Origin of the sequence: Enterobacter cloacae, from assembly GCF_013375935.1 — a bacterium.
GTDB classification, from domain to species: Bacteria; Pseudomonadota; Gammaproteobacteria; order Enterobacterales; family Enterobacteriaceae; genus Enterobacter; species Enterobacter pasteurii.
Genome location: NZ_CP056117.1, coordinates 3,921,285 through 3,934,981, shown reverse-complemented (window position 1 = coordinate 3,934,981; position 13,697 = coordinate 3,921,285). Strand labels below are relative to the sequence as shown.

The following is a 13,697-nucleotide window of genomic DNA, read 5'->3' as shown; positions in this document are numbered from 1 at the left end:
GTATTCTCCCTAACCAGAAAATGACTGTTTCCGTCGCCACGGGACGGTAATGTGCGGTTATCGTAATGACCCAACCGCCACTTGTCAGCAGGAATCGCCTGCCACGCTGTAACAAATTCTGCTGTCGTGTTAATTTTGTGAGTAAATTTCAAGAAAGGAGTTAACCAATGGACGCACTAGAACTGCTTGTTAACCGTCGTAGCGCTTCCCGCCTGGCTGAACCGGCACCGGTCGGCGAGCAGCTGGAAAACATTCTGCGTGCCGGAATGCGTGCGCCGGACCATGGCACCTTACAGCCGTGGCACTTCTTTATCATTGAAGGCGAAGGACGCGATCGCTTCAGCCAGCTGCTGGAGCAGGGCGCTGTAGCCGCCGGTCAGGATGAAAAGGGCATTGATAAAGCCCGCAACGCGCCGTTCCGCGCGCCGATGATCGTTGCCGTGGTTGCGAAGTGCAGGGCCGATCATAAGGTGCCGGTCTGGGAGCAGGAAATGTCCGCCGGCTGCGCCGTGATGGCGATGCAGATGGCCGCCGTCGCGCAGGGCTTTAACGGCATCTGGCGTACCGGTCCGCTGACCGAAAGCGCCGCCGTGCGGGAAGGGTTCTCCTGCGGTGAGCACGATAAAATTGTCGGTTTCCTCTACCTCGGTACCCCGCAGCTTAAAGCGTCCAGCACCATTAGCGTGCCGGACACCACGCCTTTCGTCAGCCGTTTTTAATCCCACGCGCTAAACTGTCTGGATTCTGAGCATCCGCCGCAGAATTCAGACAGTCATACTTACCTCTTTATGGAATGAGCGCTACCATAGCGCGATTGCAATGACAGGAGATGTCCATGAGCGAGCAAACCATTCGTTTAACGCAATACAGCCACGGAGCCGGTTGCGGTTGTAAAATTTCCCCAAAAGTGCTGGAAACCATCCTGCACAGTGAACAGGCGAAGTTTGTCGACCCGAACCTGCTTGTCGGTAACGAAACGCGTGACGATGCAGCGGTTTATGACTTAGGTAACGGCACCAGCATTATCAGCACCACCGATTTCTTTATGCCGATCGTCGACAACCCGTTCGACTTCGGCCGAATTGCGGCCACCAACGCCATCAGCGATATCTTCGCGATGGGCGGTAAGCCCATCATGGCGATCGCTATTCTGGGCTGGCCGATCAACACCATCCCGCCGGAAATCGCCCGCGACGTGATCGAAGGCGGACGCTTTGCCTGCCAGCAGGCGGGGATCGCCCTGGCCGGCGGTCACTCTATCGATGCACCTGAGCCGATCTTCGGCCTGGCCGTTACCGGCGTGGTGCCGACCGAGCGCGTGAAGCGTAACAGCACCGCGCAGGCGGGCTGCAAGCTGTACCTGACCAAGCCGCTTGGCATTGGCGTGCTGACCACCGCCGAGAAAAAATCCCTGCTGAAGCCCGAGCACAAAGGTCTGGCTACAGAAGTCATGTGCCAGATGAACCTCGCGGGTGCGGCGTTCGCCTGTATCGACGGCGTGAAGGCCATGACCGACGTGACCGGTTTTGGTCTGCTCGGGCACCTGTCCGAAGTGTGTCAGGGGGCGGGCGTGCAGGCGCAGATCTGGTACCAGGACGTGCCGAAGCTGCCGGGCGTGGAGGAGTACATTGCCCAGGGCGCGGTGCCGGGCGGTACGCAGCGCAACTTCGCCAGCTACGGCCACCTGATGGGCGAGATGCCTGAAGAATGGCGCAACCTGCTGTGCGATCCGCAAACCTCCGGCGGCCTGCTGCTGGCGGTCACCCCGGAAGCGGAAGCTGACGTGCAGGCGACGGCCGCCGAGTTCGGCATCACCCTGACGGCCATCGGCGAGCTGGTAACCGCCCGCGGCGGCCGCCCGATGATTGAGATCCGTTAATTCGATGCGGTTGTTTATTGCCGAAAAGCCGAGCCTGGCGCGCGCCATCGCCGACGTGCTGCCTAAGCCGCATCGCAAAGGCGACGGCTTTATCGAATGCGGTAACGGGCAGGTGGTCACCTGGTGCATCGGCCACCTGCTTGAGCAGGCGCAGCCGGATGTCTACGACAGCCGCTATGCCCGCTGGAACCTCAGCGATCTGCCGATTGTCCCGGAAAAGTGGCGCCTGCAACCCCGACCTTCCGTCACCAAACAGCTCAACGTCATCAAGCGCTTTCTGCATGAGGCGACGGAGGTTGTCCACGCGGGTGACCCGGACAGGGAAGGGCAGCTGCTGGTGGACGAGGTGCTGGACTATCTTGAGCTGGCACCCGAAAAACGCCAGCAGGTGCAGCGCTGCCTGATCAACGACCTCAACCCGCAGGCGGTTGAGCGCGCGATTTCGCGCCTGCGCGCCAACAGCGAGTTTATTCCGCTGTGCGTCTCCGCGCTGGCGCGGGCGCGCGCCGACTGGCTGTACGGGATCAACATGACCCGCGCCTACACGATCCTGGGGCGCAATGCGGGCTATCAGGGCGTGCTCTCCGTGGGCCGCGTGCAGACCCCGGTGCTGGGCCTGGTGGTGCGTCGTGACGAAGAGATCGAGAATTTCGTCGCGAAGGACTTCTTTGAGGTTAAAGCGCATATCGTCACGCCAAAAGACGAGCGCTTTACCGCCGTCTGGCAGCCGAGCGATGCCTGTGAATCGTATCAGGACGAAGAGGGACGCCTGCTGCATCGCCCGCTGGCGGAGCACGTGGTCAACCGCATTACCGGCCAGCCCGCTATCGTCACCAGCTATAACGATAAACGGGAATCAGAACCCGCGCCGCTGCCGTTCTCCCTGTCGGCGTTACAGATTGAGGCCGCCAAAAAATTTGGCCTGAGCGCGCAGAACGTGCTCGATATCTGCCAGAAGCTCTACGAAACCCATAAGCTTATCACCTATCCGCGTTCGGACAGCCGCTATCTCCCGGAAGAACATTTTGCCGGACGCCATGCGGTGATGAACGCCATCGGCGTGCACGCGCCGGATCTGCTTCCTCAGCCGGTCGTTAACCCGGACACCCATAACCGCTGCTGGGACGATAAAAAAGTCGATGCCCACCACGCGATTATCCCGACGGCGCGCGCCAGCAGCGTCAACCTGACCGACAACGAAGCGAAGGTCTATAACCTGATTGCCCGTCAGTACCTGATGCAGTTCTGCCCGGACGCGGTGTTTCGCAAGTGCGTCATTGAGCTGGACATCGCCAAAGGCAAATTTATTGCCAAAGCGCGTTTTCTGGCGGAAGCGGGCTGGCGCACCCTGCTTGGCAACAAAGAGCGTGACGAGGAGAACGACGGCACGCCGCTGCCGGTGGTGGCTAAAGACGATGAGCTATTGTGCGAGAAGGGCGAAGTGATAGAGCGTCAGACCCAGCCGCCGCGTCACTTCACCGACGCGACGCTGCTGTCCGCCATGACCGGGATCGCCCGCTTTGTGCAGGATAAAGATCTGAAGAAGATCCTTCGCGCGACCGACGGGCTGGGTACGGAAGCGACGCGAGCAGGGATCATTGAACTGCTGTTCAAGCGCGGTTTCCTGGAGAAAAAGGGACGTTACATCCACTCAACGGAACCGGGCCGGGCGCTCATACATTCCCTTCCTGAGCTTGCGGCAAGGCCGGACATGACGGCGCACTGGGAGTCGGTGCTGACGCAAATCAGCGAAAAGCAGTGCCGTTACCAGGACTTTATGCAGCCGCTGGTCGGGACGCTTTACCAGCTGATTGACCAGGCGCGCAGCACGCCGGTGAAGCGGTTCAGGGGAATGGTGGCGCCGGGCGGCGGTGCGAAGAAACCGTTTAAAAAGAAAAAGAGCGCGGCCTGATACGCCCGTTTTTTCCCTCTCCCCGTGGGAGAGGGCCGGGGTGAGGGTCCCCGGCCGCACGATAAAACTTAAATCACACCCTGCCCAATCATTGCATCCGCCACCTTCACGAACCCGGCAATGTTCGCCCCGCGCACGTAGTTGGTCTGCGAGGCCTCGCCGCCGTACTCCACGCAGGCATGGTGAATATCAAGCATGATGTGATGCAGGCGGGCATCCACTTTCTCTGCCTTCCAGCCCATTCTTGCGGCGTTCTGCGCCATTTCCAGGCCGGACGTTGCCACGCCGCCCGCGTTCGCCGCCTTGCCCGGCGCAAACAGCACGCCCGCGTCGAGGAACAGATCGGTCGCTCCGATGGTGGTAGGCATGTTCGCCCCTTCCGCGATCGCTTTTACGCCATTGCTAATCAACGTACGGGCGGCCTCCACGTCCAGCTCGTTTTGCGTCGCGCACGGCAGGGCGATATCCACCGGCACGCCCCACGGCTGTTTACCTTCCAGATAGGTCAGGCCAAACTCGCGGGCATAATCTGCCACGCGGCCGTCGCGGCTGGCTTTAATGTCGCACAGGCGCGCCAGTTTTTCTGCCGTAAAGCCGGCTTCATCCACCACGGTACCGCTGGAGTCGGAGGCGGTAACCACGCGCGCGCCGAACGCCATCGCTTTCTCGATAGCGTACTGCGCCACGTTGCCGGAGCCGGAGACCGCCACGCGCATCCCCTCAAAGCTCAGCCCGTGACGCTTGAGCATCGCTTCGGTGAAATAGACCAGGCCGTAGCCCGTCGCTTCAGGGCGAATCAGGCTGCCGCCAAACGACAGGCCTTTGCCAGTAAAGACGCAGGCGCTGTTGTTGGAAAGCTTTTTCATCATCCCGGCCATAAAGCCCACTTCACGCCCGCCCACGCCGATATCTCCGGCAGGTACGTCGGTGTCCGGGCCAAGGTGGCGATAGAGTTCGGTAACCAGCGCCTGGCAGAAGCGCATCACTTCACCTTCGCTTTTACCTTTCGGATCAAAATCACTGCCGCCTTTTCCGCCGCCCATCGGCAGGGTAGTGAGCGCGTTTTTGAAGGTCTGCTCGAAGCCGAGGAATTTAAGGATCGACAGGTTCACCGAAGGGTGGAAGCGCATTCCGCCCTTAAACGGCCCAATGGCGGAGTTAAACTGCACGCGCCACGCGCGGTTCACCTGCACCTGATTGCGGTCGTCCACCCATGCCACGCGGAACTGGATCACGCGCTCGGGCTCCACCAGACGTTCGAGCAGCGCCATCTGGCGGTAACGCGGATTTTCTTCAAGGAAGGGCCACAGGGTGGTCATCACTTCACGAACGGCCTGGGCAAACTCGCTTTGATGCGGGTCGCGCTGCTGAACGTGGGCAAGGAAGCTTTCCAGAGAGCGTGTCTGATCCATAGATATAAGAACCTCTTATAATATTTTATGCGCGTGGCGTAGATGTTTTGTGTCGTTTTTTTGACTATACCACCCGCACCGCTTTGAGAGGCAAGCAGAAATGCAGCCCGAAAGGGAAATTAATGACGAGGCGCGCGCCATAACCAAAAGCGATGATGCGATAAATTAAAGATCCCGTCCCGATCTACCGTTATAGATATAAACGATGCAAAGGAAATAAAGTCTATGAACCGTTACGCAATGGCCGCGCTATGTTTGACGTTATCCGCAGCCGCGCAGGCTGACCGCTTTCGACCGGATGTCGAGGTTAACGTGCCGCCGGAGGTCTTTAGCAGCGGCGGCCAGCGTGCCCAGCCGTGCAATCAGTGCTGCATCTATCAGGATCAAAACTACTCAGAAGGCGCGGTGGTCAGGGCGGAGGGCGTGCTGCTGCAGTGCCAGCGCGATGAGCGCACCATCAGTACGAACCCGCTGGTCTGGCGTCGCGTAAAAGAATAAACGCCTCAAGCAGCGGAATATCCGCCGGGGCTAAATCATAGGCGAAAGCCTCTTCCGGCGTGCACCACACTAGCGCCGAGTGGTAATGCGCCCTGAGCTCGCCGCTAAAGTCGGGCACGTGCCACGCGTGGAGATGGATCAGGCGCTGCGACACCTCCCGCTGGTGGCTTGCCACGTACCGCGCGGGTACGGCCTCAATGCCGAGTTCTTCACGCAGTTCGCGGATCAGCGCCTGTGGCTGGGTCTCACCGGCTTCAACCTTGCCCCCTGCAAACTCCCACATTCCGGGCTGATCGGCATGGGCTGGACGCTGCGCCAGTAAAATTTTGCCCTCTTTTTCGAGGATGGCCGCAACAACATCGAGTGTTTTCAGCATGTTCGTCAATAATTAATAGCGGAAAACGACATATTATCGTCCCCTTTCAAAGAGTCCAGTCATCAGGAGAATCAGGTGAAAGAGACACCCGCCTGGGTTGCCCCCATTGAATCCCTTCCCGTCAGCCTCAAACCCATTGCCGCCATGCAGAAAAAACATTTTGGCGCGGTGCTTAATCCCACCCGCTGGTGGGGGCGCATGCCGCGTCTTTTCTGGCTGGTGGCGCTGTTTGTCGGCTATCTGGAGCGGCGCCAGGCGCGTTTGTCCCCGGCGCTGCGATCGCTGCTGATGACCCGCGTCTCGCAGATTTGCCACTGCGCATTTTGTATCGATGCCAACAGCCTGCGTCTGGCCGAGCGGAGCGGGGCGCTGGATAAAGTGCAGGCCGTTAGCGACTGGCAAACGTCCACCCTGTTCAGCGAGGAGGAGCGCGCCGCGCTGGCCTTTGCGGAAGCGGTCACCGCCACGCCGCCTCGTGTCGATGACAGCATTAAAAGCCAGCTAAAGCGCCACTTTACGCAGGACGCTATCACCGAAATGACGGCCCTGATTGCGTTTCAGAACCTGTCCGCCCGCTTCAATGCGGTACTCGATATTCCGGCTCAGGGGCTGTGCGCCACGTTTAAAGGAAAACCGCATGCTGGATAAACATCTGCACCCCCGGCTGAGGCCCGGGCTTAACCAGCTGGCTGCCGCGCTGGATAAGCCGTTTATCACGCCCGACGGGCTAACGCTCGTCGGGTTTGCCGCAGGCGCGCTGGCGCTGCCCTTTCTGGCGCTCGGCTGGTACCCGGCGGCGCTGGTCGCCATTGTGCTGAACCGGCTGCTGGATGGGCTGGACGGTGCGCTGGCGCGTCGACGCGGCCTGACGGACGCGGGAGGATTTCTTGATATCGCCCTCGACTTCCTGTTTTACGCCCTGGTGCCGTTTGGCTTTGCGCTGGCTGCGCCGGCTGAAAATGCGCTGGCCGCCGCCTGGCTGCTGTTCGCGTTTATCGGCACGGGCAGCAGCTTCCTCGCCTTCGCCGCGCTGGCCGCGAAACACGATATTGATAATTCTGGCTATGCGCACAAGTCGTTTTATTACATCGGAGGTTTGACGGAAGGGACGGAGACCATCGCGCTGTTTGTGCTGTGCTGCCTGTTTCCGGCGCACTTCACGCTGTTTGCCTGGGCGTTTGGCGCGCTGTGCTGGCTGACCACCACAACGCGCGTCTGGAGCGGTTACGCGACGCTGAGATCGCTCAACCGCTAGCGTGAACTCTCGGGGCCGCGCTCGCCGCGGGAGACCGGGTTTTGCGGATGGCTACTCCATTCGTACCAGCCTCCGTCATAGACCGCGACGTTCTGCCAGCCCATGGCGCGGGCGTACATAAAGGCTTCAGAGGCGCGCCAGCCGGTACCACAGTAAAACGCAACGTGCTGCTCCGGCAGGATATTCCACGTTTTCCACATGGCGGCGATATCGTCGGCGCTGCGCATGGTGCCGTCCGGGTTGTGGAAGTCTTCCATGTGGGTCGCGTCGCTGCCCGCGTGGCCCCAGCGCGCGCCGGCAATTTCACCTTTCGGCTTGATATAGCTGTAGCCGCTGGTTTCGCCGGTGAATTCCGGCCAGGAGCGAATGCTCACCAGCGACGCATCCTGACGGTGCAGCATCCCGCGGGCCCGATCCATATCCACCATCAGCTGGGGCTGGCCCGGGATCGGCGCGCCAAAATCAGGGGCTGGCTTCACGCTTGCAGGCGTACCGCGTTCAACGGGCAGGTTTGCGTCGGACCACGCCCTCCAGCCGCCGTCCAGAATGCGCACATCCTTCACGCCCGCGTAGAGCATAATCTGCGCCACGCGCGCGGCGGCATAGACGTCACGACCGTACAGAATGACGGTGGTATCGTGACGGATCCCGTGCTTAGCCAGCATCGCTTTCAGCGCCTCGTCAGAGACTTTATTCCACAGCGGCTCGCTTTCCACTTCGTTGGTGTCGATGTAGCCCGCGCCGGGAATATGGCTCAGCAGATACAGCTTTGGCGCGCCCCATCCGGCCTCAATCACCTTCCAGTCGCCAGCCGGTGCGGCAGTAACCGGTTTGCCCTGCTGTAGCCGGTGGATCCACTGCGGATAGACCAGCTGCTCGAAGTGCGCCAGCCGCTGCAGGCGATCGGCCTGCTGCAGGGCATCGCTCAGGGTGGTGATGCGGCTAAAGCCCGCGTTTTCCAGCCGCGCTTTGACGGCCCGGTTGTCTTCATCGCTGCCATAGAGCGCAATTGGCGCGTCCGGCGAAAGACGATGCCGCGTTGCCCAGCCGCTGAGCTGGTCATCGCTCATCGCCCCAAGCCAGCTGGCGGAGAGATTAAGCGCGGCGGGCTCATGCCCGGACGTTCCGCTCAGGGTTTGCGGCCAGCCGTTATAGAACGCGCTGATACGCGTATCGATTACCGCGCCGTTCTGTGCCTGTAGCTGGGCCAGCGTGAGGGCGTGGGGCATATCAGCCGCCGTGGAGGAGAGTGAGGCGAGGCCGCAGAGCAGGGCCAGCGCGGTCAGTTGAGAAACACGTTTCATCGATAAACCTGACGTCATTAAAAGGGGATGGCATTGTCGTCTCTCCTGCCGCCAAAAACATTGCGTTAGCACATTATTGCCAGCGAGAAATTTCAATCACCTGCCCGCCGGGGGGAATATCGTCCTCATCGTGCGTGACCAGCACCACCGGAATAGCGCGCTGGCGAGCCACCTCAAATACCCATGCGCGAAATGACGCGCGCAGCGCTTTATCAAGGCGGCTGAACGGCTCGTCGAGCAGCAGCGCCTGCGGCTCGGCGAGCAGGGCGCGCAGCAGGCTGACCCGGGCGCGCTCGCCGCCGGACAGGGTGGCCGGATCGCTGGCGTAGTGGTTTGCCAGCCCGGCTGACGCCAGGGCCTGCTCTACCGCCTGGCGACGTGCGCGCCCGGCGACGCGCGCCGGCAGCGCCAGCATCAGGTTTTGCCCAACGCTGAAGGCGTCAAACAGCAGGGCATCCTGAAACAGGATGCCGATCCCGCGCGCTTCCACGGCGAGGGTATCGCAGCGACGATCGTTCAGCCACAGCTCGCCGTGCGCCTTAAAATCAGCGGACAATGCCCCCACCATCCAGGAAAAAAGGGTCGATTTGCCGCTGCCGGATGGTCCCATCAGTGTCACGATCTCACCCGCAGGGACGCTGAAGTTCACATCATGAAACAGGGGGGAGATGGTGAGATTTTTCACGTTCAGCATTAACGTAATCCTTGTCGGTAGCGGCCTGCGAGCCGCGAGAGCAGCGCGGCAAGGGCGAATACGCTGCTGGTCAACAGCAGCAGGCCCAGCGCCCGGGACGCCAGAACGGGAACGCTGCCGCCGCTGCTGAGGGCAACCGCCTCCGTCGTCAGCGTGGCGAAGCGTCCAGCCCCCAGCCAGAGGGTGGGCATGTACTGCGCCATGCTCACGGAAAATCCGGTGGCAAAGGCCAGCAGGGCCGGACGAACCATAAGGGGGCATTTCACTAACCAGAAAATTTTCGCCTGCCCCCATCCCAGCGTTCTGGCGGTCAGGATCAGGCGGGGATCGAGCCTGCGCCAGGCCGGCTGCAGCACCAGAAGCATCCACGGGATAACCCAGAGCAAATGGCTCCAGAGCACGGCGGCGTACTGACCGTCGATGCCCAGCCGCAGCGCAACGGCATACTGTCCGGACACAAGCGGCAGTGCGGGAAGCGCAAGCGGCAGCCAGATCCACCGCGCGCCGCGCGGCGGTCCCCACTCAAGCCAGAGAAAGAGGAGCGCCAGCGCAAGCAGGCTGGACAGCAGCCCCAGAGACAGGCTGTCGCTGACCGGGCCGACGTCGTCCCGACCCGCCAGCATCAGCAGGACAATGGCACAAAGCGCGCCGCACAGCGGCAGTAATCCGCCAAGGGTCCGCGCGGGCAACGCGCTGTGCGAAGCACGACGACGCCCCGAGACGTCAGGCTGCGAGCGCCGCCATGCGGCCCAGAGGCCGTATCCCGCCGCGGCCAGCGCGGCCAGCAGCAGGAGCAGCGCCAGGCACAGCAACGTTCCCTTTATCTGCTGCTGCGCATCGCCCTGGGTAAGCCACTGCCAGGCCAGCACCGCCAGCGTGGGCGGATTGCCCGGCCCGAGCACGATCGCCACGTCCACCACGGAAAGCGACCAGGCGAGCACCGCCAGCATCACGGCGCCCAGCGCGGGGGCGATTGCCGGGATTATCAGCCAGCAGAGTGCCTGCATCCGTCCGTAGCCCAGGGTATGCAGCACAATCTTCTGCTGAGCGAGACGCTTTTCAGGCAGCGCGGCGTACAGCGCCCACAGGACGAACGCGCTCTCTTTGACCGCGAGCGTAAGCCCAAGCCCGATACCGTAGCGGTCCAGCTGCGGCGAGCAGAGCGTGCACATCCGGTAAAACGCGCCCCCTTCGGCGAACAGCAGCAGCGCGCTGGTGGCGAAGGCGACGTGCGGCACGGCTAACAGCCACGGCAGGCGGGCGGTCAGGCGCTGCCAGCCTTCACCCGGCCAGAGAAGCGCAAGCAGGCTCAGGGCGATGAACAGAGAGCCCAGCGTCGCGATAAGCGATGAAACCAGCGTGGCAGCCAGCGCCTGCGGCAGCTGCGGGTCGGCAAACAGCGCCGCCCAGCCGGCGGGGGAAAACGCCGGTGCGAGCAGCATTCCGCTGGCGGGAAGCAGCGGCAGATAGATGGCTGCCATAGCAGCCCACGCCAGCCCGGCTAGCGGGTACCGTAGCGGCGAAGCCATTCCTGCTCCAGGGCGTTAACCCAGGCGGCGTGCGGTTCGGGAAGCACGTCAGGAGTGCCAGCGGGCGTAAATAGACGAAGCCGTTTTGCCTCATCCGCAGGCAGCCTGTCGGCATCCAGCACGCTCGGGTCACCCCAGACGGCAGGATCGGCTTTGCGGATCTGCGCCTGCGGTGAAAGCAGAAAGTTCGCCACGACTTTTGCGCCCGCGCTCGCGCCGGCATTTGCCGGGATAGCGACAAAATGGACGTTGCCGAGCATGCCCTGACGAAAGCCGAAGCTGTAGCTGTCGGCAGGCAGTTCACCGTTCGCCACCTTTTGCCGCGCGTGAGCGGGGTTGAAGGTCAGCGACAGGTTAAGGCTGCCGCTGGCGAGAAGGGTATCCATGCGCGCGGGCGAGGCGGGAAAATCGTTCCCTTCGCGCCAGAGCAGGGGGTGCAGGGTATCAAGATAGGCCCACAGCGGGGCGGTGACCTGGGCAAAGGTGCCGTCAGGCGCTTTTTTTAACGCGTCCGGGCGGGCGGTCAGCGTTAAAAGCAGCTGCTCAAGAAACGCGGTGCCGGTAAAATCCGGCGGGCGCGGATAGCTCACCTTGCCAGGGTGCTGCTGCGCGTAGGCCAGCAGCGCCTGCGGATCTGCCAAAGGTGTCGGCATGCTCGCTTTCCGGGCGATAAAGGTCAGCTGCGCGCCGCCCCACGGTGATTCCGCCCCGTCGGTCGGGACGGCAAAATCTTCCGTCACCGGCTTACGGGTATCGACGTAGCGCCAGTTGGGCAGGGTCTGCGCCCAGCCGCTGAGCAGCAGGTTTGCCTCTTTCAGCGTGCGAAAATTTTCGCCGTTCACCCAGAGCAGATCTACCGACCCGTTGCTGCCGCGTTCCGCGGCCCGTTCCGTCTGGATCCGTTTGACCGCGTCGGCGGCATCGGCCAGATGAACGATCTTAAGGTTAATGGCGTAGTGCGTTTTCATTTCGCCGCTTACCCAGTCGAGATAGCGGTTAACGGCCCCATCGCCGCCCCAGGCGTTAAACCAGACGGTCTGCCCTTTAGCCTGCTGTTGAATGGTCTGCCAGCCCTCTGCGGCAGCGGCAGACGTTGCCAGCAGCAGGCCAGTCAGAAACGCGCAAAAACGCACCCGGCGCATAATGCCTCACTTTTTATTCGAAGGGTTGTAACGGGAAAACAGCCAGCGAGTGACCAGCGGTAATAGCCCTAATAGTGTAAAGGCGAACAGCAATCCCGGCGACAGAATATCGCGCAGCGAGGCGAGTTTCCCCAGCTCGCGTCCCGCGTTCAGATAGATGACGGTGGCGGGCAGCATGGCAAGCTGGCTTACCCACCAGTAGCGACGCACCGTAATCCTGGTCAGCCCCATCAGCAGGTTGACCAGAAAAAAGGGGAACAGCGGCATCAGGCGCAGGGCAAAAAGGTAGCGCGCGCCGTCGCGCGCCATTCCCGCATCGATCGTTTGCATCTGGGCGGCAAAGCGCCGCTGAACCCCGTTGCGCAGCAGGTAGCGGCTGGCGAGCATGGCAAGCGTCCCGCCGAGCGTTGAGGCAAATGAAACCAGCAGCACCGCCTCCCACAGGCTGAACAGCGCCCCGCCGAGCAGCGTCAGAAGGGCCGCGCCGGGTATCGACAGCGCGGAGACCGCGACGTAAACCGCGAAATAGAACAGCGCACTCTGAACGGGCGCCTGCTCCACCCGATCGAGCAACGTTTGCTGGTGCATTTTTAACGCGTCGAGGGTGAGGGTGCCCGGAGGAAGCAAAACAACGATCGAAACAAATGCGCCCGTAAGGGCGCACAGGAGAATGGATTTTTTTACGTTCACCGGAAGTTACAGCTTGAACGTTGCCCATACGGGCGCATGGTCGGACGGCTTTTCCATGCTGCGGATGTCATAGTCGATTCCGGTTTCGATGCAGCGCTCGGCCAGCGGCGAACTGGCAAGAAGCAGATCGATGCGCAGGCCGCGGTTGTCATCGAAGCCTTTCGAGCGGTAGTCAAACCACGAGAAGCGGTCCTGCGTTTCCGGGTTGGCATTACGGAAGGTATCCACCAGACCCCAGCCGAGCAGGCGCTCCATCCACTCGCGCTCTTCCGGCAGGAAGGAGCATTTACCGGTGCGCAGCCAGCGCTTGCGGTTCTCTTCGCCAATGCCGATATCCAGATCCGTCGGGCTGATGTTCATGTCGCCCATGATCAGCACCGGATTCTCTTTTTTAAGCTCGGTTGCCAGGTAGTTTTGCAGGTCCTGGTAAAACTTCGCCTTGGCCGGGAATTTGGTTTCATGATCGCGGCTTTCACCCTGCGGGAAATAGCCGTTGATAACGGTAATGTTGCCCAGTGCGGAAGGAATTTCCGCCATGATGATGCGGCGCTGCGCCTCTTCCCCGTCGCCCGGGAAGCCACGACGCACCGAAACCGGCGTGTCTTTAGTCAGTAGCGCAACGCCGTAGTGGCCTTTCTGTCCGTGGTAAAAGACGTTATAGCCCAGCTTCGCTACCTCTTCGAGAGGGAACATATCGTCGTGAACTTTTGTCTCCTGCAGGCCGATCACATCTGGCTGATGTTGCTCAACAATCGCTTGAAGCTGGTGAGGGCGGGCACGCAGGCCGTTGATATTAAAAGAGACAAATTTCATAGTCGCTGCCAATGCAGGGTGAATAGTGCAAGGATGGTAGCAGAATTTGCGTCGTCTGTTATCCGCTTCGCCCAATTACTGCGACAGATAATCCCGGTGGTGCAATATTTGCACCATTTCAACGCGCTTTGCTCTCTGACAGGGCGTAAAGAACCAATAAATTTCGCGAGCGATCACAATTCCAGAATTATAT

Annotated in this window: 14 protein-coding genes; 6 read left to right on the top strand and 8 right to left on the bottom strand. The window is 61.3% G+C overall.

The window, feature by feature from the left end; translation table 11 throughout:
• The first annotated feature begins 167 nt into the window (after window positions 1-167).
• From HWQ14_RS18470 to HWQ14_RS18460, 3 genes are all read left to right on the top strand, one after another.
• Window positions 168-719, top strand: a complete 552-nt coding sequence (locus HWQ14_RS18470; RefSeq protein ID WP_176610591.1) for an NAD(P)H nitroreductase — start codon at window positions 168-170, stop codon at window positions 717-719.
• A 116-nt stretch (window positions 720-835) separates the two neighbouring features.
• Window positions 836-1,879 carry a selenide, water dikinase SelD gene (gene selD / locus HWQ14_RS18465; RefSeq protein ID WP_176610590.1) on the top strand — a complete coding sequence of 348 codons (1,044 nt, stop codon included), beginning with the start codon at window positions 836-838 and terminating at the stop codon, window positions 1,877-1,879.
• Between the two features lie 4 nt (window positions 1,880-1,883).
• On the top strand, window positions 1,884-3,791 hold the full coding sequence (locus tag HWQ14_RS18460) for a DNA topoisomerase III (RefSeq protein ID WP_176610589.1): 1,908 nt from the start codon (window positions 1,884-1,886) through the stop codon (window positions 3,789-3,791).
• Between the two features lie 68 nt (window positions 3,792-3,859).
• On the opposite strand, the gene gdhA is transcribed toward HWQ14_RS18460, so the two are convergent.
• Window positions 3,860-5,203, bottom strand: coding sequence for an NADP-specific glutamate dehydrogenase (gdhA, locus tag HWQ14_RS18455; RefSeq protein ID WP_176610588.1), 1,344 nt, complete (start codon window positions 5,201-5,203; stop codon window positions 3,860-3,862).
• Window positions 5,204-5,428: 225 nt separating this feature from the next.
• Here gdhA and HWQ14_RS18450 point away from each other — a divergent pair, with 225 nt between their 5' ends.
• The gene (locus tag HWQ14_RS18450; RefSeq protein WP_176610587.1) at window positions 5,429-5,701 is read left to right on the top strand and encodes a YnjH family protein; all 273 of its coding nucleotides are present in this window, start codon (window positions 5,429-5,431) and stop codon (window positions 5,699-5,701) included.
• Here HWQ14_RS18450 and HWQ14_RS18445 read toward each other — a convergent pair.
• Window positions 5,661-6,077: a pyrimidine (deoxy)nucleoside triphosphate diphosphatase gene (locus HWQ14_RS18445; RefSeq protein WP_274857156.1), complete on the bottom strand. Its 417-nt coding sequence runs from the start codon at window positions 6,075-6,077 to the stop codon at window positions 5,661-5,663. The genes HWQ14_RS18450 and HWQ14_RS18445 overlap by 41 nt on opposite strands.
• Before the next feature lie 75 nt (window positions 6,078-6,152).
• Between HWQ14_RS18445 and HWQ14_RS18440 the strand changes: the two genes are divergently transcribed.
• Window positions 6,153-6,725 carry a carboxymuconolactone decarboxylase family protein gene (locus tag HWQ14_RS18440; RefSeq protein ID WP_176610586.1) on the top strand — a complete coding sequence of 191 codons (573 nt, stop codon included), beginning with the start codon at window positions 6,153-6,155 and terminating at the stop codon, window positions 6,723-6,725.
• Window positions 6,715-7,332, top strand: a complete 618-nt coding sequence (locus tag HWQ14_RS18435; RefSeq protein WP_176610585.1) for a CDP-alcohol phosphatidyltransferase family protein — start codon at window positions 6,715-6,717, stop codon at window positions 7,330-7,332. The genes HWQ14_RS18440 and HWQ14_RS18435 overlap by 11 nt, the downstream gene beginning before the upstream one ends.
• Here HWQ14_RS18435 and HWQ14_RS18430 read toward each other — a convergent pair.
• The 6 genes from HWQ14_RS18430 to xthA form a co-directional block, all read right to left on the bottom strand.
• The gene (locus HWQ14_RS18430) at window positions 7,329-8,636 is read right to left on the bottom strand and encodes a sulfurtransferase (RefSeq protein WP_176610584.1); all 1,308 of its coding nucleotides are present in this window, start codon (window positions 8,634-8,636) and stop codon (window positions 7,329-7,331) included. The two genes, HWQ14_RS18435 and HWQ14_RS18430, sit on opposite strands and share 4 nt — an antisense overlap.
• Before the next feature lie 73 nt (window positions 8,637-8,709).
• Window positions 8,710-9,330: an ATP-binding cassette domain-containing protein gene (locus tag HWQ14_RS18425; protein ID WP_176610583.1), complete on the bottom strand. Its 621-nt coding sequence runs from the start codon at window positions 9,328-9,330 to the stop codon at window positions 8,710-8,712.
• Entirely contained in the window at window positions 9,330-10,859 is a 1,530-nt protein-coding gene (locus HWQ14_RS18420) for a thiamine ABC transporter permease (RefSeq protein WP_176610582.1), read from the bottom strand. Before HWQ14_RS18420 ends, HWQ14_RS18425 begins: the two co-directional genes overlap by 1 nt.
• Entirely contained in the window at window positions 10,832-12,001 is a 1,170-nt protein-coding gene (locus HWQ14_RS18415) for an ABC transporter substrate-binding protein (RefSeq protein ID WP_176610581.1), read from the bottom strand. The genes HWQ14_RS18420 and HWQ14_RS18415 overlap by 28 nt, the downstream gene beginning before the upstream one ends.
• 6 nt (window positions 12,002-12,007) lie before the next feature.
• On the bottom strand, window positions 12,008-12,691 hold the full coding sequence (locus HWQ14_RS18410; protein WP_176610580.1) for a TVP38/TMEM64 family protein: 684 nt from the start codon (window positions 12,689-12,691) through the stop codon (window positions 12,008-12,010).
• Window positions 12,692-12,697: 6 nt separating this feature from the next.
• Window positions 12,698-13,504, bottom strand: coding sequence for an exodeoxyribonuclease III (gene xthA, locus HWQ14_RS18405; protein WP_148419103.1), 807 nt, complete (start codon window positions 13,502-13,504; stop codon window positions 12,698-12,700).
• Window positions 13,505-13,697 lie beyond the last annotated feature (193 nt).